Origin of the sequence: Pararhodobacter marinus, from assembly GCF_003122215.1 — a bacterium.
Taxonomy (GTDB): Bacteria; Pseudomonadota; Alphaproteobacteria; order Rhodobacterales; family Rhodobacteraceae; genus Pararhodobacter; species Pararhodobacter marinus.
The window spans coordinates 83,611-101,686 of record NZ_QEYD01000010.1; the positions used below are offsets into that span (position 1 = coordinate 83,611).

General features: G+C 66.1%; 17 protein-coding genes. 6 read left to right on the forward strand and 11 right to left on the reverse strand.

What is annotated here, in order from left to right:
• Positions 1 to 17: 17 nt before the first annotated feature.
• From C4N9_RS16045 to C4N9_RS16075, 7 genes are all read right to left on the reverse strand, one after another.
• The gene (locus C4N9_RS16045) at positions 18 to 1,397 is read right to left on the reverse strand and encodes an NAD-dependent succinate-semialdehyde dehydrogenase (RefSeq protein WP_109534365.1); all 1,380 of its coding nucleotides are present in this window, start codon (positions 1,395 to 1,397) and stop codon (positions 18 to 20) included.
• A gap of 84 nt (positions 1,398 to 1,481) precedes the next feature.
• Positions 1,482 to 2,780 (reverse strand): branched-chain amino acid ABC transporter permease, encoded by a 1,299-nt coding sequence (locus C4N9_RS16050; RefSeq protein WP_109534366.1) that lies wholly within the window; start codon positions 2,778 to 2,780, stop codon positions 1,482 to 1,484.
• Positions 2,777 to 3,787, reverse strand: coding sequence for a branched-chain amino acid ABC transporter permease (locus C4N9_RS16055; protein WP_109534367.1), 1,011 nt, complete (start codon positions 3,785 to 3,787; stop codon positions 2,777 to 2,779). The genes C4N9_RS16050 and C4N9_RS16055 overlap by 4 nt, the downstream gene beginning before the upstream one ends.
• A gap of 64 nt (positions 3,788 to 3,851) precedes the next feature.
• On the reverse strand, positions 3,852 to 4,220 hold the full coding sequence (locus C4N9_RS16060) for a hypothetical protein (protein WP_146195177.1): 369 nt from the start codon (positions 4,218 to 4,220) through the stop codon (positions 3,852 to 3,854).
• 3 nt (positions 4,221 to 4,223) lie between these two features.
• Positions 4,224 to 4,958, reverse strand: a complete 735-nt coding sequence (locus C4N9_RS16065) for an ABC transporter ATP-binding protein (RefSeq protein WP_109534369.1) — start codon at positions 4,956 to 4,958, stop codon at positions 4,224 to 4,226.
• Positions 4,951 to 5,742 (reverse strand): ABC transporter ATP-binding protein, encoded by a 792-nt coding sequence (locus C4N9_RS16070; RefSeq protein WP_109534370.1) that lies wholly within the window; start codon positions 5,740 to 5,742, stop codon positions 4,951 to 4,953. Before C4N9_RS16070 ends, C4N9_RS16065 begins: the two co-directional genes overlap by 8 nt.
• Positions 5,743 to 5,808: 66 nt before the next feature.
• Positions 5,809 to 6,990 (reverse strand): ABC transporter substrate-binding protein, encoded by a 1,182-nt coding sequence (locus tag C4N9_RS16075; RefSeq protein WP_109534371.1) that lies wholly within the window; start codon positions 6,988 to 6,990, stop codon positions 5,809 to 5,811.
• A 381-nt stretch (positions 6,991 to 7,371) separates the two neighbouring features.
• Here C4N9_RS16075 and C4N9_RS16080 point away from each other — a divergent pair, with 381 nt between their 5' ends.
• The 6 genes from C4N9_RS16080 (at position 7,372) to C4N9_RS16105 (ending at position 13,923) form a co-directional block, all read left to right on the forward strand.
• A complete protein-coding gene (locus tag C4N9_RS16080; RefSeq protein WP_109534480.1) occupies positions 7,372 to 8,091 on the forward strand; it encodes a metallophosphoesterase family protein in 720 nt (239 codons plus the stop codon).
• A gap of 57 nt (positions 8,092 to 8,148) precedes the next feature.
• On the forward strand, positions 8,149 to 8,946 hold the full coding sequence (locus tag C4N9_RS16085) for a flagellar motor protein MotB (protein WP_109534372.1): 798 nt from the start codon (positions 8,149 to 8,151) through the stop codon (positions 8,944 to 8,946).
• Positions 8,947 to 9,056: 110 nt separating this feature from the next.
• Entirely contained in the window at positions 9,057 to 10,367 is a 1,311-nt protein-coding gene (locus C4N9_RS16090; protein WP_109534373.1) for a flagellar hook protein FlgE, read from the forward strand.
• A 17-nt stretch (positions 10,368 to 10,384) separates the two neighbouring features.
• Complete coding sequence (gene flgK, locus C4N9_RS16095) at positions 10,385 to 11,812, forward strand: flagellar hook-associated protein FlgK (RefSeq protein WP_109534374.1); 1,428 nt, start codon at positions 10,385 to 10,387, stop codon at positions 11,810 to 11,812.
• 3 nt (positions 11,813 to 11,815) lie between these two features.
• Positions 11,816 to 12,823: a flagellin gene (locus C4N9_RS16100; RefSeq protein ID WP_109534375.1), complete on the forward strand. Its 1,008-nt coding sequence runs from the start codon at positions 11,816 to 11,818 to the stop codon at positions 12,821 to 12,823.
• The gene (locus tag C4N9_RS16105) at positions 12,823 to 13,923 is read left to right on the forward strand and encodes a flagellar basal body P-ring protein FlgI (protein WP_109534376.1); all 1,101 of its coding nucleotides are present in this window, start codon (positions 12,823 to 12,825) and stop codon (positions 13,921 to 13,923) included. Before C4N9_RS16100 ends, C4N9_RS16105 begins: the two co-directional genes overlap by 1 nt.
• A 233-nt stretch (positions 13,924 to 14,156) precedes the next feature.
• Here C4N9_RS16105 and C4N9_RS16110 read toward each other — a convergent pair whose 3' ends face one another.
• From C4N9_RS16110 to C4N9_RS16125, 4 genes are read right to left on the reverse strand one after another with little or no spacing between them, the layout of a single operon-like run.
• Positions 14,157 to 15,191: an extracellular solute-binding protein gene (locus C4N9_RS16110; protein WP_210404058.1), complete on the reverse strand. Its 1,035-nt coding sequence runs from the start codon at positions 15,189 to 15,191 to the stop codon at positions 14,157 to 14,159.
• A gap of 51 nt (positions 15,192 to 15,242) precedes the next feature.
• Positions 15,243 to 16,046: an ABC transporter permease gene (locus tag C4N9_RS16115; RefSeq protein WP_109534377.1), complete on the reverse strand. Its 804-nt coding sequence runs from the start codon at positions 16,044 to 16,046 to the stop codon at positions 15,243 to 15,245.
• Complete coding sequence (locus tag C4N9_RS16120) at positions 16,039 to 16,962, reverse strand: ABC transporter permease (protein ID WP_109534378.1); 924 nt, start codon at positions 16,960 to 16,962, stop codon at positions 16,039 to 16,041. The genes C4N9_RS16115 and C4N9_RS16120 overlap by 8 nt, the downstream gene beginning before the upstream one ends.
• Positions 16,952 to 18,028, reverse strand: a complete 1,077-nt coding sequence (locus tag C4N9_RS16125; protein ID WP_109534379.1) for an ABC transporter ATP-binding protein — start codon at positions 18,026 to 18,028, stop codon at positions 16,952 to 16,954. Before C4N9_RS16125 ends, C4N9_RS16120 begins: the two co-directional genes overlap by 11 nt.
• Positions 18,029 to 18,076 lie beyond the last annotated feature (48 nt).

The following is an 18,076-nucleotide window of genomic DNA, read 5'->3' on the forward strand; positions in this document are numbered from 1 at the left end:
CACTCTGCAGCCCGGGGTCAGGCGTCGGTCAGGAAGACGGATTTCGCGTTGACGAATTCCTTCATGCCGAAGCCGCCATGTTCGCGGCCATAGCCCGAATCCTTGACGCCCCCGAACGGCATGTTCGGCTTGGCCACGTTGTAGCCGTTGACCGAGACCATCCCGGTATCGAAATGCTCGCACGCGAGCTTGCGCGCGCGCGCCACGTCCTTCGAGAAGATCCCGCCGCCAAGCCCGTACCGGCTGTCATTGGCGATCCGCATCGCGTCTTCGTCATCGCGCGCGCGGATGATCGAGGCGACCGGCCCGAACAATTCGTCGTCATAGGCCGGCTGCCCGGGCGCGACATCGACCAGAACGGTCGCGGGATACCACGCACCGGGACGGTCGGGCACCTTGGCTCCGCACAGCGCACGGGCGCCCTTTTGCAGGCTCTGCTCGACCTGCTTGTGCAGATCGTCGCGCAGACCCGCATCCGACATGGGGCCCAGCTTGGTGGCCTTGTCCGTGGGATCGCCCGGCTCGATCTTCTGCATCGCCTCGGTATAGGCCGCGACGAAGGCGTCGTAATTGGCCTCGGTCACGATGAAACGCTTGGCGTTCACGCAGGTCTGACCGTTGTTGTAGATCCGGCCCGCCACGCAGGTCTTCACCGCCAGTTCCAGATCGGCATCGTCGAGCACCACATAGGCGTCGTTGGACCCCAGTTCGAGCACGGTTTTCTTCAGCGCCGCGCCCGCCTTTTCGGCGACCAGCTTGCCCGCCTTGTCCGAACCCGTCAGCGTCACGCCCCGAACCAGCGGGTTGGCGATGATCGCGTCCGACGTGTCGTGATCGATCAGCAGCACGGTGAACAGGTTCTTCGGCAATCCCGCGCGTTCGAAGATGTCGCGCAGCATCAGGCCCGAGCCCGTACAACTGGACGCGTGTTTGAGCAGCACGCCGTTCCCGGCCATCAGGTTGGCAATGGCGTAGCGCATCGCCTGGTAAGCGGGGAAGTTCCACGGCTGGATGCCATAGATGACGCCCACGGGCGCATAGGTGATAACGCCGGTGCCGTTGTCGATCTTGCGCTCTTCGTCGGCCAGAACCTTGGGTCCGTTCTCGGCGGTGAAATCGCAGATCGCGGCGCACAGGTCGATTTCCTGACGGCTGTCTTTCAGCAGCTTGCCGACTTCGTCGGTCATCAGCTGGGCCAGCGCGTCCTTCGAGTTCTGCAACTCCTTGCCGATCGCGCGGATGACATCGGCGCGTTCCTTCAGCGGGCGGTGGCGCCAGTCCAGAAAGGCCTTGTGGCAGGCTTCGACCGCGTCGGCGGCCTCGCGGCCACTCATCCGCGTGTAGCGTTCCAGCGTCTCGCCGGTTGCCGGATTCACGGTGGTAATGGTGTCGGACATCGGACTTCCCTTTTTTCACATCAGGGAAGACAACTCCGAGGGCGCGCGCCCGGGTCCGGCGCGCGCCCTCAAGCCTGCGCGAGCTTACCGCTCGGGGATCAGGCCGCGGGGGGCGAAACGCAGCACCAGAAGCAGGATCACCCCCATCGTCAGCAGCCGCATATGCGCCGCGCTGTCGAGCAGGTGAAGCCGGATCGCCGAATCCTCGGCCATGGTCGAGGTCAGGTTGGTGATCAGCCATAGCCCGATCGGCTCGACCTCGATCCACAGGAACCATACGAGGAACCCGCCCAGCACCGCGCCCCAGTTGTTGCCCGACCCGCCAACGATCACCATCACCCAGATCAGGAAGGTAAAGCGCAGCGGCTGATAGGTGCCGGGCGTGAGCAACCCGTCCAGCGTGGTCAGCATCGCCCCGGCGATCCCGCAGACCGCCGAGCCGAGGATGAACACCTGAAGGTGGCGCTTGGTGACGTTCTTGCCCATCGCCCGCGCGGCGGTTTCATTGTCGCGGATCGCGCGCATCATCCGGCCCCAGGGCGAATTCCACGCGCGCTCGGACAGCCACATGATCAGCGCCAGCACGACGATGAAGATCACCGCGTAGCAGGCTTTCACGAAAAGCGACGACGCCTCGACCGGGTTCAGCCCCAGCCATTCGGCCCAGGCCAGGAAATCGGCGCTTTGCTGCAGGTCCACTTCGTAAGGGACCGGGCGCGGCAGGCCGTTGACGTTCTTCACGCCGCGCGACAGCCATTCCTCGTTCTTCAGGATGGCGATGATCGTCTCGGCAATGCCCAGCGTGGCGATGGCCAGGTAATCGGACCGCAGGCCCAGGCTGATCTTGCCGATCACCCAGGCCGCGCCCGCGGCCAGCAGACCGCCCACGGCCCAGCTCAGCACGATGGGCAGGCCCATGCCGCCCAGATAACCCTCGGCCGCCGTGTTGACGCTTTCGATCGCGTCGACCGCCGGGTCCAGCACCGCGCGGTAGACGAAGAAGCCCACGACGATGGTGATTGTCAGCGCGACGGCACGGCCAACGCCCTTGGCCATCTTCCGATAGATCAGGACCGAGACCAGGATCACCGCCGCGCCCAGCGCCAGCGCCGCCAGAACGCGCAAACCGCCCGCCGACCAGGCCGCCGGCACCGGCGGCATCGAGGTCAGCACGGCGGCCAGGCCGCCCAGGGCAACGAAGCCCATCGTGCCGACCGAGAACAGCCCGGCATAGCCCCACTGGATGTTCACGCCCAGCGCCATGATCGCCGAGATCAGGCACATGTTGAACAGGCCCATCGCCACCGACCAGCTTTGCAGCCAGCCGACCAGCACCAGAAGGACCGCCATGATCGCGAAATAGGATGCGTGTTTCAGGCTCATATCGATTGTCCCCGGAACAGGCCCGTCGGGCGGAACAGCAGCACCAGCACCAGCAGCACGAAGGACACCGCGAATTTGTAATCGGTGGACAGAAGCTGCGCGAGGCCCGAGGGCTCAAGGCTTTCGGGCAGCAGGTATTGCAGGAACTTGCGGAACGCGTAGGTCACGCCCACCTCGCTGAGCGCGATGACATAGGCGCCGGCGACCGCGCCCAGCGGGTTGCCCAGTCCGCCCAGGATCGCCGAGGCGAACATCGGCAGCAGAAGCTGGAAATAGGTGAAGGGCTTGAAGCTTTTGTCCAGACCGTAAAGCGTGCCCGCCACGGTCACCAGGACCGCGACGATCAGCCATGTCACGGTGACGACGCGCTCGGGGTTGATGCCCGAGAGCAGCGCCAGATCCTCGTTATCCGAAAAGGCACGCATCGACTTGCCGGTGCGCGTGCGGTTGAGGAACCAGAACAGCACGGCCACGACGACAAGGGTCACGACGATGGTGATCAGCTGCGAAACGCGCAGGCCGACGCCCTCTTCAAGGCCGGTATAGTCGCGGAACTCGCGCACCGTGAACAGGAAGCGCGCGCCATCGGCGAAATACTGGTCGTCGGGGCCGATGATCAGGCGGACCAGCCCGTTGAGGACGAACATCACCCCCAGCGAGGCCATCACCACCACGATCGGCGCCGCGCGGACCCGTCGGTAAAAGCGATAGACCACGCGGTCTGTGCCCAGAAGCAGCAGCGCGGTGATCGCGATCCCCACGGGCAGGGCCAGCAGCGCGGTGGGCAGCGGGTCGATGGACACCCCCATCCCCTGCAGCCACCAGGTCACAAGGATCACCGTCATCGTCGCAAAGGCCATCACGTCGCCATGGGCGAAATGCGAGAACCGCAGGATCCCGTAAATCAGCGTGATGCCCAGCGCACCCAGCGCCAGCTGGCTGCCATAGGACACGGCCGGAAGCAGCACGAAGTTGGACAGAAGGACAAGCGCGTTCAGCACATCCATGTCGGAACCTTTCGGATCTGCGCGTCGCGGGCGAAGCGGAAGAATGTCTCGGGCATCGCGGACCTCATTGCGGCGAGCAGTGCAGCCATTCCAGCCGCGCTTGGGTGAAATCCCCGGTTTCGGGCGTGACGGTCAGAACCCCGGCGCCGTCGCCGGTGAAGCGCAGCTGATAGATCGTGCCGTCATGGCGCCATGCGGCGCTGCGCAGATCGCCATCGTAGACCGGCGCATGGAGCTGCCCGTCCATCGACAGCTCGATCCCGCCGCCCAGGAAGGCCAACTCGAAGGCAAGGGCGCTTTCGGTGCAGGCGCCCCCGGGGGCGCAGCTTTGCAGCACCGCGCAATCGAACGCGTCGCGCTGGCTTTCGGCTAGCGCGGGCAGGACGGACAGGGCGGCGGCGGTGGCCGCCAGAAGCGGCAGAAGCATACGCATCCCTCAGCCCCCCAGGAACGAACGCCGGACCTCGGGATCGGCGAGAAGTGCCTGCCCGGTGTCGGTGTATCGGTTGGCGCCCTGCACCAGCACATAGCCCTTGTGGGCAATCGCCAGCGCCTGCCGGGCATTCTGTTCGACCATCAGGATGGAAATCCCCGTCCGGGCGATCTCGATGATCCGGTCGAAGAGTTCGTCCATGACGATGGGCGAGACCCCGGCGGTCGGCTCGTCAAGCATCAGCACCGAGGGTTTCGTCATCAGCGCGCGGCCGACGGCCACCTGCTGACGCTGACCGCCCGACAATTCCCCCGCCGCCTGACGGCGCTTGTCCTTCAGGATCGGGAACAGGTGATAGACCTGCTCCATCGTCGTGCGGATATCGTCGTGGCGGATGAAGGCCCCCATTTCGAGGTTTTCCTCGACGCTCATCGACGGAAAGATGTTGCGCGTCTGCGGCACGAAGCCCATGCCCATGCCGACCCGCGCCTGCGGTGTCAGCCCGGTGATGTCCTTGCCGTCCAGCCGCACCTGACCCTCGCGCAGGTTCAGCATGCCGAACACGGCTTTCATCGCGGTGGATTTGCCCGCTCCGTTGGGACCGACGATCACCGCGATCTCGCCCTTGTTCACGGCGATGGTGCAATTGTGCAGGATGTCGGCGCCGCCATAGCCGCCGGTCATGCCCTCGCCGATCAGAACGGCATCGGGATTGGGGGTCACGGGATGCTCAGACATGGCCGCCCTCCGCCGTTACCTTGTTCTTCAGGCCGGTGCCCAGATAGGCCTCGATCACATGCTCATTGGCCTTGATCTCGTCGAGCGTGCCCTCGGCCAGAACCTTGCCCTCGGCCATGCAGATGACGGGGTCGCAGATGCGGCCGATGAAATCCATGTCGTGTTCGATCACCACGAAGGTATAGCCGCGCTCCTTGTTCAGGCGCACGATGGCGTCGGCGATGGTGTTCAGAAGCGTGCGGTTCACGCCCGCCCCGACCTCGTCGAGGAACACGATCCGCGCGTCGGTCATCATCGTGCGGCCCAGTTCCAGAAGCTTCTTCTGCCCGCCCGAAATCTGCCCGGCCTTCTGGTCGGCGATATGGTCGATGGTCAGGAATTCCAGCACCTCGTCGGCACGACGGCGGATTTCCTCGTCCTCGAGCCGGACCTTGGCGCGCTGGAACCACGCGGACATCAGCCTCTCGCCCGCCTGACGCGCCGGAACCATCATCAGGTTCTCGCGTACGGTCATCGAGTGGAATTCATGCGCGATCTGGAACGTGCGCAACAGGCCTTTGTGGAACAGCTCGTGCGGCTCAAGGCCGGTAATGTCCTCGCCGGCCATGAAGACATGGCCCGATGTGGGTTTCAGAACCCCGGCGATGACGTTGAACAGCGTGGTCTTGCCCGCGCCGTTGGGACCGATCAGGCCGGTGATCGACCCTTCGGCAATGGTCAGGCTGGCACCGTCGACGGCATGGAAGCCGCCGAAATGCTTGTGCAGGTTTTCAACGCGGATCATGCGATACCCTGTGCGAATGGGCAGCCCGGGATGGCCGGACTGCCCGAAAATGCCGCCAGGTGGCGATCAGCGATATTGCACGGTTTCGAGCGCGCCGCCCTCGACGACCACTTCGCGGTACGACCCGGCGCTTTCGCCCGGCCCGATCAGCGTGACGGCGGTCGCGCCGACATAGTCGACTTCACCACCCTCGGCGATGATCTCCAGCGCGCGGCCCAGCTGACCCGGATAGATCTGCTCGCCCGGCTCGTTGGCCACCGACATGATATGCTCGGCATAATCCGCCGGGGCGGTCGAACCGGCCTGTGCCATCGCCAGGATCATCAGCGCCGCGGCGTCATAGGATTCGCCGGCATAGGCCGAGGTCGCGTCGAAACCGGCCGCCGAGGCCATTTCCGCGAATTGCGACGCGCCCTCGCTGTCGGTGCCCGGCAGCGCGCCATACGAGCCGTCGATTTCATCGCCGAAGGTTTCGGTCAGCGAGTCGCCGATCATGCCGTCGGGCAGGTAGAAGGTCTCGAACGCGCCCAGATCCAGCGCCGAGCGGATGATGCCCGCACCGCCACCATCGACATAGCCGACAACGACCAGCACATCGCCCCCGGCCGACGACAGCGCGCCGACTTCGGCGGTGTAGTCGCCCTTGTCTTCCTCGTGCGAGGCGACCAGCGTCACCGTGCCGCCCTGCTCTTCGAACGCGGCGCGGATGCTTTCAGCCAGGCCGGCGCCGTAATCGTTGTTGGTATAGGTGATCGCCACCGTCTCGACACCGCGGTCGCGCAGGACTTCCGCGGCGATTTCCCCGCCGCGCGCATCCGAGGGCGAGGTGCGGAAGAACATGCCGTCATCTTCGGCGGTCGACAGCGCCGGCGACGTGGCCGAGGGCGAGATCATCACCACGCCGTTGGGACGCGCGACGTTCTGCAGGATGGCGCCGGTCACGCCCGAGCAATCGGCGCCGATGATGCCGGCCACACCGTCCGAGGTCACCAGACGCTCGGCCGCGGCCACCGCCGCGCCCGAATCGATGCAGGTCGAGTCCGCGCGCACCGGGGTCAGCGTGCCCAGCGAGAAATTGCCCGATTCGTTGGCTTCCGAGAGCGCCAGCTCGGCCCCGTCCGCCATGGTGGGCGTGATCGTCTCCAGAGGGCCGGTAAAGCCCAGAATGATGCCGACCGGCACATCCTGAGCCTGCGCGGCACCGGCGGCAAACCCGGCGAGGGCCGTGGTCAGAAGAAGCTTTTTCATTGGATATCCTTCCCTGTGGATCTTGAAACGCGGGCGGCTTCGAAGCCCGTGAGATGTGAAATCGGCGACGCTTGCCCGTCTGTCCTGCCGCGTCTTTCGCGCGGTTGACCCGGTCTTGCGCTGTCGTGGCGCCGGTCTCGTCTGTCTCAGGTGCCTCCCGTGCCGTGCCGAACCCGCTGATGTGGCGCGTTGCCATGCCTGACTTTACCCACCGCGGCGCGATCGGCAACAGCATTCGCTGCGGATCTTCCAATTTCCCCAGCGCTTCCCGCCTCTTGCCGTGGCGGAAGCGGCACGGTTTATTCTGCAACCCGGGCCGGCGTTGAAACCGGCGCCGTTTCGGCCCACAAGGTCGCAGCAAAAAACGGAGCCCGCATGACCCTGCGCAGCTATGCCATCGGCGACATTCACGGCCAGCTCGACAAGCTGCACGCCGCCCATGCGCGCATCATGGCCGACCGCGCCCGCACCGGCGATGCCGAAGCGCCGGTGATCCATCTGGGCGATCTGGTCGATCGCGGGCCGGATTCCTGCGGGGTGATCGACCATCTGGTGAAAGGCCAGCTGTCCGGCCAGCCCTGGATCGTGCTGAAGGGCAACCACGACCGCATGTTCGGCTATCATCTCGACGGCCGACGCGACCCGGCGCTGCGCGCGGGGCTGACCTATCTCGATCCGCGCATCGGCGGGCGGCGGACGCTGCAGAGCTACGGCCTCGACCCCGAGCTTCCGGCGCCGCGCGTCGCCGCCGCCGTGCCGCAGGCCCATCGCGATTTCATCGCCTCGCTGCCGCTTTATCACCGGATGGGCGAGGTACTCTATGTCCATGCCGGCATCCGCCCCGGGGTCGCGCTGGACGATCAGACCGAAGACGATCTGGTCTGGATCCGGGCGCCGTTTCTCGATTTCACCGGCGCGCATCCCTGGCTTGTCATCCATGGCCACACGACCTGCAAGACGCCCGAACATCACGGCAACCGCATCGATATCGATACCGGCGCGGGCTATGACGGACCGCTCACCGCCATCGTCGTCGAGGGCCGCGAGGTTTTCGTGCTGACAGACGAGGGGCGAGTCCCGCTGCGGCCCGGCGCGGCTTAACCCCGGCTTCACTTCTGCGCGCTATCCCGGAGACGGGTGAAAGCAAGAGGTGGTGGTATGAGCCGGCAGAACAATGCCGCGCCCATCATCGTCAAACGGAAAAAGGTGATCGCCGGCGGCGGTCATCACGGTGGCGCCTGGAAGGTGGCCTATGCCGATTTCGTGACCGCGATGATGGCGTTCTTCCTGATGATGTGGCTGCTGGGCGCCACGACGGAATCGCAAAGACGGGGGCTTGCGGATTACTTCAATCCCTCGGTTCCGGTGCACCGGATCGCCTCGGGCGGGGAAGGGATGTTCGGCGGCACCGATATCGAAACCGCGGATCAGGCTGCGCCGGCCACGCCCGACGACAGCGACACCGAAACCGGGATCGACACGCAGGCCGAAACCGAAAGCCTTGAGGATCTGCAGCAGCGCCTGACCGGGATGGGCGGCGAAAGCGCGATCCTGAACGAAGCCTTGCGCCATGTCGTCACGCGGCTCACCGATGAAGGGCTGGTGATCGAGATCTTCGATCTGCCAGACGCGCCGCTCTTCGTCCCCGAAACCGACGAACCGACGCCGGTGACGCGGCGCATCATCGACGTGGTCGCGCAGATCTTCCCGATGGTGGTCAACCCGCTCGCGATCGAGGCGCATACGCGCAGCTATCCGGTCGTGCAGGCCAACGATCCCGGCTGGACGCTGTCCGCGGCGCGCGCCGACCGCGTGCGGCGCCTGCTCGACGCGGCGGGGTACGATCCGGCGCGGATTTCGCGGGTGACGGGCCATGCCGACCGGCGCCCGGCGGATCCGAACCCGATGGCGGTGCGCAACAACCGGCTGGAGCTGATCCTGCTGCGGCGGACCTGACGGCGACCTTTCGGGCGTGCGGGGGATCGGTCGCGCGTTAGGCACACTTTAACGCGACTCGGTCAGTGTCGGCGGAAATCGCTCCGCACCAGCACGAAAGGTCTGCCCCGATGTCCACGCTCTATTCCTCGTTCAATGCCAGTATCGCCGGCCTGAACTCGAACGCGACGCGGCTTGCCGCGATCTCGGACAATATCGCGAATACCGGCACGCTCGGCTACAAGCGCGTCATCGCCTCGTTCCAGTCGATGGTGATGGGCGAAGGGTCGAATTACGGACCCTATATCGCCGGCGGCGTCCGCGCCTCGACGATGCGGCTGATCGACGAACGCGGCGCGCTGGTCGCCAGTTCGAACGCCACCGACCTTGCCGTCAGCGGGCGCGGTTTTCTGCCCGTGACCAATGCCTCGGCGCTGGAACGCACCGGCACGCTGCCGCTTCTGCTCACGACCACGGGCTCGTTCCGGGCCGATCAGGACGGGCTGTTGCGCAATCCCGCAGGGCTGATCCTGCTGGGCTGGCCGGCCGATCCCGACGGCACGATCCCCGCCTTCCCGCGCGACACGATCGGCGGGCTGGAACCGATCCGCATCAACTCGAACCAGTTCGCCTCGGACCCGACCACCCGGATCGAAGTCCGCGCGAACCTGCCCGCCACCGGCACGCGCGCTGATTCCGACGGCGCGTCGCATGACATCGCGCTGGAATATTACAGCCCGCTCGGCACCACCGATACGCTGACCATGACCTTCACGCCAACCGTTCCGGCGACGGGCCAGTCGAACGAATGGACGGCCACCGTCACCGATCCGACGACGGGTTCCCTGATCGGCGAATACACCATCGTCTTCGACGACGTGCCCCCCAATGGCGGCCGGATCCTCAGCGTCACGCCCGGTGCGGCCGGCGGCCCTTATGACCCGCTGACCGGCGAATTCACCGTCACCACCGATAGCGGGCAGGACATCGCGCTGAATATCGGCATGCCGGCAAGCGAGGATTCGATCACCCAGATGGCCGACAGTTTCATCCCGGTTTCCTCGGATCGCGACGGCTCGCCCGTGCAATCGCTGGTCGGCGTGCAGGTCGATGAACTGGGCATGGTCAAGGCGTATTACGATTCCGGCCTGATCCGCACCATCGGACAGATCCCGCTGGTCGACGTGCCCAACCCCAACGGCCTGGCCTCGCATGACAACCAGACCTACAGCGTCTCGCCGAATTCCGGCGCCATGTTCCTGTGGAATGCCGGCGACGGTCCGACCGGCGAGATCCTCGGCTTCTCGCAGGAACAATCCTCGACCGATGTCGCGGCCGAGCTGACCAACATGATCCAGACGCAGCGCGCCTATTCGTCGAATGCCAAGGTCATCCAGACCGTCGACGAGATGCTGCAGGAAACCACCAACATCAAACGCTGACCTGACAGGAGGCCGACATGAGCATCGCCAGCTCGCTCCACAACGCGACAACCGGCCTGACGGCCACGGCGCGGGCGGTTCAGGTCGCATCGGCCAATGTCGCCAACGTGCTGACACCGGGCTACGCCGCGCGCCGCCTGGATCTCGCCTCGTCATCGCTCGGCGGCGCGGGATCGGGCGTGCGGATCGCCGGCGTGACGCGGATCGTCGATCCCGTCGTCCTGGGCCTGCACCGCGATGCCGGCGCCTCGACCGCGGCCAGCACCTATGCGCAGACATTCTGGCAAAGCGTCGAAACCGCGATGGGGCTTCCCGACAAGGGCGTCTCCGCCGCGCTTTCGGCCTTTGAAGGCGCGCTGATCTCGGCCTCGGAACGGCCGGATCTGGACAATCGCCTTTCGCGCATCGTCGAAACCGGCGCGGCGCTCGCCAGCACTCTGGCGACGGTCGAAGATCGCGTGCAGACCCTGCGGGTGGAGGCCGACGCGCAGATCGCGCGCGATGTCGACACCGTCAACAATGGTCTTGTCGAGATCGACAAACTCAACGACCAGATCGTCAAGATGCGCCTGAGCGGCCAGTCCACCTTGGGTCTGGAAGACGAACGCCAGGCCCTGATCGGTCGCCTGTCCGAGATCGTGCCGATCAAGGAATATCCGCGCGACCACGGTCGGGTGATGATCTATTCCGCCTCGGGCCGCCTTTTGCTCGACACGCAACCCGCCACGCTCGCATTCTCCCCGACCGTGGCGATCGACGCCTCGATGAGCGTCGGCGTGGAATTGTCGGGCCTCACCATCAACGGACAGGCCGTTTCGACCTCGAAAACCGGGCCACTGGGCGGCGGGCGGCTTGCCGCCGCCTTCACCGCGCGCGATATCGACGCCGTCTCGGCGCAATCGCAGATCGACGGCTATGCCCGCGACCTGATCGCCCGCTTCGCCGATCCGGCGACGGATGCCACGCTGGCCGGTGCGGTCGGGTTCTTTACCGATAATGACGCCCCCGATACCGGCCTGCCGGGCCTTGCCGGACGGCTGAGCGTGAACAGCCTCGTCGATCCGGCGAATGGCGGCGCGCTCTGGCGGTTGCGTGACGGAATCGGCGCCGCGGTGGCGGGCCCCGTCGGCGACGCGACGCGGATCAACGCGATGCTCGGCGCGCTCGAACGCGTGATTTCCTCCGGGCCGGGCGCCCCCTTGCAGGATTCCGCCACCACGCTGGGGGCGATCCTGACCGATATCTCGACCGAACGCCAATTGGCCGAAAACGGCGCCACCACCGCAAGGACGCGGCTCGACACCCTGACCGAGGCGATGCTGGAACAGGGCGTCGATACCGATGCCGAAATGCAGAAATTGCTGCTGATCGAAGAGGCCTATGCAGCCAATGCCCGCGTCATCCAGACCGCCGACGCCATGATCCGCACCCTGCTGGAGATCTGATCGATGACCTGGCTATCCCTCGGCAGTCTTGCGCTGCCCTTTCAACTGAACCGCAACGCCGTCACCCTTCGCGATCATGTCTCGCGTCTGGGGACGGAACTGACGACGGGCCAGGTGGCAAGACCGGAGAAGGTCCTCAACGGCGACCTGTCTCCGCTCAACGCGATTGACTCCCGGTTGACCGGCATCGGAGCCTTCCTGGAAACCAACGCGCTCGCCTCCGGCGCCGCCGACCTCGCGCAAGCCATCCTTCAGCGTGTCGCGGACAGTGCCTCGGATACGGCATCGCGCATGCTCGCGGTCTCGTCGGACGGAACCGCGATCCCGACCCTCCGCGCAGCCGCCGGCGCCGCGGAAGGGGCGCTCGACGATCTGAGCGCCGCCCTTGGCCAGCGCTTCGCCGGCAGGGCGGTGTTCTCGGGCATCGCAAGCGACACGCCGCCGCTGCCCGATGCCGGGACGATGATCGGCGCCATCCTCCCGTCGCTTGCCGGCTGGTCCAGCACCGACGACATCGCCGCCCGCGTGATGTCGGCCTTCATGGATCCCGGCGGCATCTTCGAAAGCACGCTCTACCTGGGCGGCGCGCCGGCGACAGGGCCCGCGATCGATCGCGGCGTGACGGCCGACGCGCTGCCCACCGCCGCCGACCCGGCCCTGCGCCAGGTCATGGCCGGGCTGGTGATATCGGCGCTGGCGGGGTCGGACAGCCTGAGCCTGTCGGAGGGCCAGCGCCGCGCCCTCGCGCGCGCGGGTTCCGAAACCCTGATGGCCAGCGCCGCCGGCACGGCCATCCTTCAGGGTGATCTGGGTCACACGCAGGCGCAGCTGGAAGACGTCTCAGCCCGGCTCGTGGGCGAACGCGACACGCTGCGGCTGGCCCGCCAGTCCCTGATCGGCGCCGACCCCTACGAGGTGGCGGGACAGCTGGAAGTCGTGCAGGCGCGGCTCGAAACGCTTTATGCCTTCACCGCCAGAACCGCGCGGCTGTCGCTGACGGAGTATCTCTGATGCGGATCGCGCTCTGGCTCGGCTTGTTCCTGGCGCTCGCCTGCCACACCGCCAGCGCGCAGATCCGGCTGAAGGATCTGGTGGAATTCGATGGCGTGCGCGGGAACGATCTGATCGGCTACGGGCTGGTCGTCGGACTGGACGGAACCGGCGACGGATTGCGCAACGCGCCTTTCACCGAAGACATCATGACGAACATCCTGGAACGGCTGGGCGTCAATGTCACGGGCGAGCAATTCCGCCCGCGCAACGTCGCGGCGGTGCTGGTCACTGCCACACTGCCGGCTTTTGCGCGAACGGGATCCCGGATCGACGTGACCGTCTCGGCGATCGGCGATGCGAACTCGCTGTTCGGCGGCACGCTGGTGATGACCCCGCTGAACGGCGCGGATGGCCAGATCTATGCCGTGGCGCAAGGGGCGGTAATCGCCGGCGGGGTGGCCGCGCGCGGCGATGCCGCCCAGGTGGTCGAAGGCGTGCCAACCTCGGGCACGATCCCCGGCGGGGCACGGGTCGAGCGCGAAGTCGACTTCCAGCTCGCGTCGCTGTCGCGGGTGAGGCTTGCGCTGAGGCAGGCGGATTTCACCACGGCGCTGCATATCGAAAGGGCCATCAACGCGCATTTCGGACAGGCGGTCGCGGCAATGCAGGATGCCGGCACCGTGGTTCTCGACATTGCCGCGACCCGGGCGCCGACCGCCGCCCACGCCCTGAGCCGGATCGAAAATCTTCCCATCGCGCCCGGAACCCGTGCGCGGGTCGTGATCGACCAGCGGTCGGGAACGATCGTGATGGGCGAAGACGTGCGCATCAGCCGGGTGGCCGTGGCGCAGGGGGGGCTGACGCTACGGGTCGACGAGACGCCGCAGGCGATCCAGCCCAACCCCTTCTCTCCGGGAGAGACGGTCGTGGTGCCGCGAACGAATGCCCAGATCGCGCCCGAACCCGGTATCGGGCTGGCCGAGTTGCAGGGCGGAACGTCCCTCGCGCAAGTGGTCGCGGGCCTGAACGCGCTGGGGGTCGGGCCGCGTGACATGATCGACATCCTGAACACGATCAACGCCGCCGGCGCCTTGCATGCCGATCTCGTAGTTCACTGAGACGCGTTATGAGCAGGTATCCTTGCCATGTCGGACAACGAAAGCTCCGCGCCTCGGCCGACGGTGGACAGGATCCAGCCGACAGGAAAACCGCAAGTTGCCGGCGAAGGCCGAGGGCGCCCGCCGATACGGCGGTCAGGGAAAGCCCCGGACAAAACGGGACCCGATCAGGAAGCGGGCCCCGTCCCACAAGCCGACCCCCGCCGCCTCAGCCGGCGGCGGGGATCCATGGGTCAGCGCGTGAGCTCGGTCCAGATCCGGGTATAAAGCTCTTGCACCTCGGGCGCGCAGAGTTGCTGATCGATCGCGGCGCCTTGCAGCGCTTCGGGCACCTGCAGCTCGGGCGAGTCCAGAAGCCCCGCATCCATATACGCGTCGGACCCCGAAATCCCGTTTCCATAGCGCGTGTAATTCGAGATCAGCGCAGCATTTTCCGGGTCCATGATGAAGTTCAGAAACAGGCGCGCGTTCTCGACATTGGTCGCATCCGCCAGGATCGCCATATTGTCCATCCACTGGATATAGCCGGTTTCCGGCCAGCCATAGGCAAAGTCGGGATTGGCCTCGCGGATACGCCCGGCCGCGCCGCTCCAGAAGACCGAGGCGTTGAGATCCTCGTTGACGAATTTCTCGAACGACGCGTAGTCGATCGAGGCCCAGTGCTCGCGGGCCGAGGTGAGCAGATCGCGCGCGGCGCTCAGCGCCTCGCGGTCGCTGGTGCAGGGCTCGGCACCGATATAGCGCAGCGTCATGTCGATCACATCGTTCATCGACGGCACCAGATTGATCGTGCCCCGAAGCGCCTCGGGCGGGTCGAGGAAGATGGCGGCGGTGTTGATATCGCCGTCATAAAGGCCGGTATTCACCATCACCCCCGTCGTCCCCCAGACCCAGGGAACGGTATAGGCGCGCTCGGGATCGCCGGTGATCGACGCCCATTCCGGGGCGATATTGCCGAAATTCTCCATTTCGTTCGGACGGCTTTCCATCAGCAGCCCCTGATCGAGATAGGCGGGGATGAAATACCCGCTGACCAGCACCACGTCGAGCCCGTGACCGCCCGCCTGAATCCGCGCGATGGCCTCTTCGTTCGCCGCGAACTCGGTCAGCGATACCTCGACGTCATAGGCTTCGGAAAAGCGTTCCAGCAACTCGGGCGGCGTGTAGAGCCCGAAATTGTAGATGTTGAGCTGCCCTTCGGCCAGGGCGCCCTGGGCCATCAGCGCCGCGACCGCGGCCGTCCCCAGAAAACAGGCGTTCCGTTTCATGTCTATGTCTCCGTTGTTGGACCGTTTCTTGGTTGGTCAAGGCTTGGTGGGTTACGGTTTGCGTCTGGTAATGAGCCACGAGGCCGCGACGACGGTCACGCTGGCAAACAGAAGAAGGGCCGAGATGGCGTAGATTTCCGAGCTGAGATTGCGGCGCAATTCGCCCATCAGGTAGGTGGGCAGCGTTTCCTGCCCGGGCGATTTGACGAAGCTGCTGACGACGACATTGTCGAGCGACACCACGAAGGCCAGCATGAACCCGGCGAGGATGCCCGGCGCGAGCAAGGGCAGCGTGACCCGCCGGAACGTGTAGAAACGGCCCGCATAGAGGTCCATCGCCGCCGTTTCCAGCGTCAGGTCCATGCCTTCGAGCCGCGCGCGGATCGGCATGAAGGCGAAGGGAATGCAGAAGGTCGAATGCGCGACGATCAGGTAACCCAGGCCGTGATAGCCGGTCGCCTGCTTGATCTGCGCCAGCACGATCATCAGCGCGATGGCCAGCACGATCTCGGGGACCAGAAGTGGCTGGTTCAGCACGACGAAGATGCCACCCTCGCCCCTGAGCCGCCGCCCCCGCGTGATGGCAAGCGCCGCCATCGTCGCCAGCGAGGTCGAGATCAACGCGGCCAGCGCGGCCACGATCAGCGAGTTGAGAGCGGCATTGCGAAAGGCGTCGTTCCCGATCGCCGCGACGAACCACCGCCCCGAGAAGCCTTCCCACCGGCCGATCACCGGCCCGGCATTGAAGGCGTTGGCGATCAGGATCAGAACCGGCGCGTAGAGCGCCACGAAGGTGACGATCGCGATCGGCGCGGCACCGGGCACATGCCGGACGGAGAACTTGCGCTTAGACATCCGACCGCCCTCCGCCGGCAAAGCGCCGGACGCTCAGGACAAGCGCGATCATCACCAGCAGCGTCAGCGACACCGACAGCGCGGCGCCCAGCGGCCAGTTACGGCCCTGCCCGAATTGCAGGTCGATCAGGTTGCCCCACATCATCGCCCGGCCGCCGCCCATCAGCCGCGGCGTGACATAGGCCCCGAGCGCGGGAATGAAGACCAGGATCGACCCGGCAACGATACCGGGGCGGATCAGCGGAAAGATCACCCGGCGCAGGCAATAGAAGCGCGAAGCATGAAGATCGTAAGCCGCTTCGGCGAGCCGGAAATCGAATTTCTCGATCGCCGCGTAGACCGGCAGAACCATGAGCGGCAGATAGACATAGGTCATGCCCAGCAGCACCGCGCCATTGGTGAACATCATCTGGATTGGCGCGTCGATCACGCCCAGGCCCAGCAGCAGCCGGTTGATCGTGCCGTCGGCGCGGATCACTTCCTGGATGGCGATGGTGCGGACCAGAAGGTTGGTCCAGAACGGCACGGTGATCAGGAACATCCAATAGGCGCGCGTCGCCACGGGCCGGGTCGCGATGAACCAGGCGGTCGGCAGGCCGAACAGCATGGTCAGCCCCGTGGTCGCCAGCGCAAGCAGCGCCGAGCGGCCAAGGATCGACAGATGCGCGTCGGCAAGCCCCAGCGTGTCGTCGAACAGGTCGCGCTCGAACACGACCGAGAACCAGCCGTCGAGCGAGAATTGCCACACGACATTGCCGTAGGTGCCCGGCGTGAGGAACGAATAGACGACCATCACCGCCAGCGGCAGGATCGAGAACAGCGCGATCACGATCAGGGCGGGCATCGCCAGCGACCAGCGCCGGCGCGTCTCGGCGCGCCGCAGCAGCGCCTCGCCGTTGGAAGCCTCAGACAGCATGCGCGGCCTCGTCGGGCAGGATGCGCAGGGCGTCGTAAGGCAACGACAGGGGCACGGTCTGCCCCGGGTTCAGGTCGGTTGCCGAATGCAGGCTGTTCTGCGCACGGGCGGTCAGGCTGGCGCCGCCCGGCAGCGTCAGCTTCACATGGGTGTCGGTGCCGAAGAAAACCAGCTCGTCGATCTGGCCGCTTGTCTGCACGCAATCCGGCGCTTCCCGCCCGACGATGATGTGTTCAGGTCGGATCATCACCGTGACGGCCCCGTTGACGGCTTTGGCCTCGGCCAGCGCGACAGGGGCGAAGCCGTCGAGACGGAGCTGGCCCTCCGCCGCCCGGCCGGGCAGGAAATTCGTCTCGCCGATGAAACCCGCCACGAAGCGATTCGCCGGGTGATCGTACAGGTCGCGCGGGGTCGCCACCTGCTGCAGGCGCCCGCCCTCCATCACCGCGATCCGGTCGGACATGGTCAGCGCCTCGTCCTGATCGTGGGTGACGAAGATGAAGGTCAGGCCCATCTCGCGCTGAAGCCGCTTCAGCTCGGCCTGCATCTCCTTGCGCAGTTTCAGGTCCAGCGCCGATAGCGGCTCGTCGAGCAGCAGGATCCGGGGCCGCGGCGCCAGCGCCCGCGCCAGCGCCACGCGCTGTTGCTGCCCGCCCGACAGCGCGGCGCTCTTGCGGTCGCGCAGGTGATCCATCTGCACCAGCTGCAGCATCTCGTCGACCCGCCGGGCGACATCCCCCGGCGCCGTGCCGCGCGCCTCGAGCCCGAAGGCCACGTTCTGCGCCACGGTCATGTGCGGGAACAGCGCGTAGCTCTGGAAAACGGTGTTCACCGGGCGGCGACTGGGCGGGATGGCGGCGATGTCCTGCCCGTCGAGCACCAGTTGGCCGCCCGTGGGCTGCTCGAACCCGGCGATCAGCCGCAACAGGGTCGTCTTGCCGCATCCCGAGGGGCCGAGCAGCGTGAAGAACTCGCCTTCCGCGACGGTGACATCCACCGACCGGAGGGCGTGATAGGCGGCCACACCGGCCCCGAAAGTCTTGGATAGGGACTTAATTTCCAGCATCGGAGTCCATTCGTCTCTGGTTTCGGCAACGCTATTGACAAAGTTTAT

What these genes read in the sequence shown, in the direction of transcription:
- C4N9_RS16075 (WP_109534371.1), bottom strand. Translation starts at nt 6,990, where the DNA reads ATGAAAAAGCTTCTTCTGACCACGGCCCTCGCCGGGTTTGCCGCCGGT.
- C4N9_RS16105 (WP_109534376.1), top strand. Translation starts at nt 12,823, where the DNA reads ATGCGGATCGCGCTCTGGCTCGGCTTGTTCCTGGCGCTCGCCTGCCAC.
- C4N9_RS16045 (WP_109534365.1), bottom strand. Translation starts at nt 1,397, where the DNA reads ATGTCCGACACCATTACCACCGTGAATCCGGCAACCGGCGAGACGCTG.
- flgK (WP_109534374.1), top strand. Translation starts at nt 10,385, where the DNA reads ATGAGCATCGCCAGCTCGCTCCACAACGCGACAACCGGCCTGACGGCC.
- C4N9_RS16125 (WP_109534379.1), bottom strand. Translation starts at nt 18,028, where the DNA reads ATGCTGGAAATTAAGTCCCTATCCAAGACTTTCGGGGCCGGTGTGGCC.
- C4N9_RS16100 (WP_109534375.1), top strand. Translation starts at nt 11,816, where the DNA reads ATGACCTGGCTATCCCTCGGCAGTCTTGCGCTGCCCTTTCAACTGAAC.
- C4N9_RS16050 (WP_109534366.1), bottom strand. Translation starts at nt 2,780, where the DNA reads ATGAGCCTGAAACACGCATCCTATTTCGCGATCATGGCGGTCCTTCTG.
- C4N9_RS16055 (WP_109534367.1), bottom strand. Translation starts at nt 3,787, where the DNA reads ATGGATGTGCTGAACGCGCTTGTCCTTCTGTCCAACTTCGTGCTGCTT.
- C4N9_RS16070 (WP_109534370.1), bottom strand. Translation starts at nt 5,742, where the DNA reads ATGATCCGCGTTGAAAACCTGCACAAGCATTTCGGCGGCTTCCATGCC.
- C4N9_RS16090 (WP_109534373.1), top strand. Translation starts at nt 9,057, where the DNA reads ATGTCCACGCTCTATTCCTCGTTCAATGCCAGTATCGCCGGCCTGAAC.
- C4N9_RS16120 (WP_109534378.1), bottom strand. Translation starts at nt 16,962, where the DNA reads ATGCTGTCTGAGGCTTCCAACGGCGAGGCGCTGCTGCGGCGCGCCGAG.
- C4N9_RS16115 (WP_109534377.1), bottom strand. Translation starts at nt 16,046, where the DNA reads ATGTCTAAGCGCAAGTTCTCCGTCCGGCATGTGCCCGGTGCCGCGCCG.
- C4N9_RS16085 (WP_109534372.1), top strand. Translation starts at nt 8,149, where the DNA reads ATGAGCCGGCAGAACAATGCCGCGCCCATCATCGTCAAACGGAAAAAG.
- C4N9_RS16060 (WP_146195177.1), bottom strand. Translation starts at nt 4,220, where the DNA reads ATGCGTATGCTTCTGCCGCTTCTGGCGGCCACCGCCGCCGCCCTGTCC.
- C4N9_RS16110 (WP_210404058.1), bottom strand. Translation starts at nt 15,191, where the DNA reads ATGAAACGGAACGCCTGTTTTCTGGGGACGGCCGCGGTCGCGGCGCTG.
- C4N9_RS16065 (WP_109534369.1), bottom strand. Translation starts at nt 4,958, where the DNA reads ATGTCTGAGCATCCCGTGACCCCCAATCCCGATGCCGTTCTGATCGGC.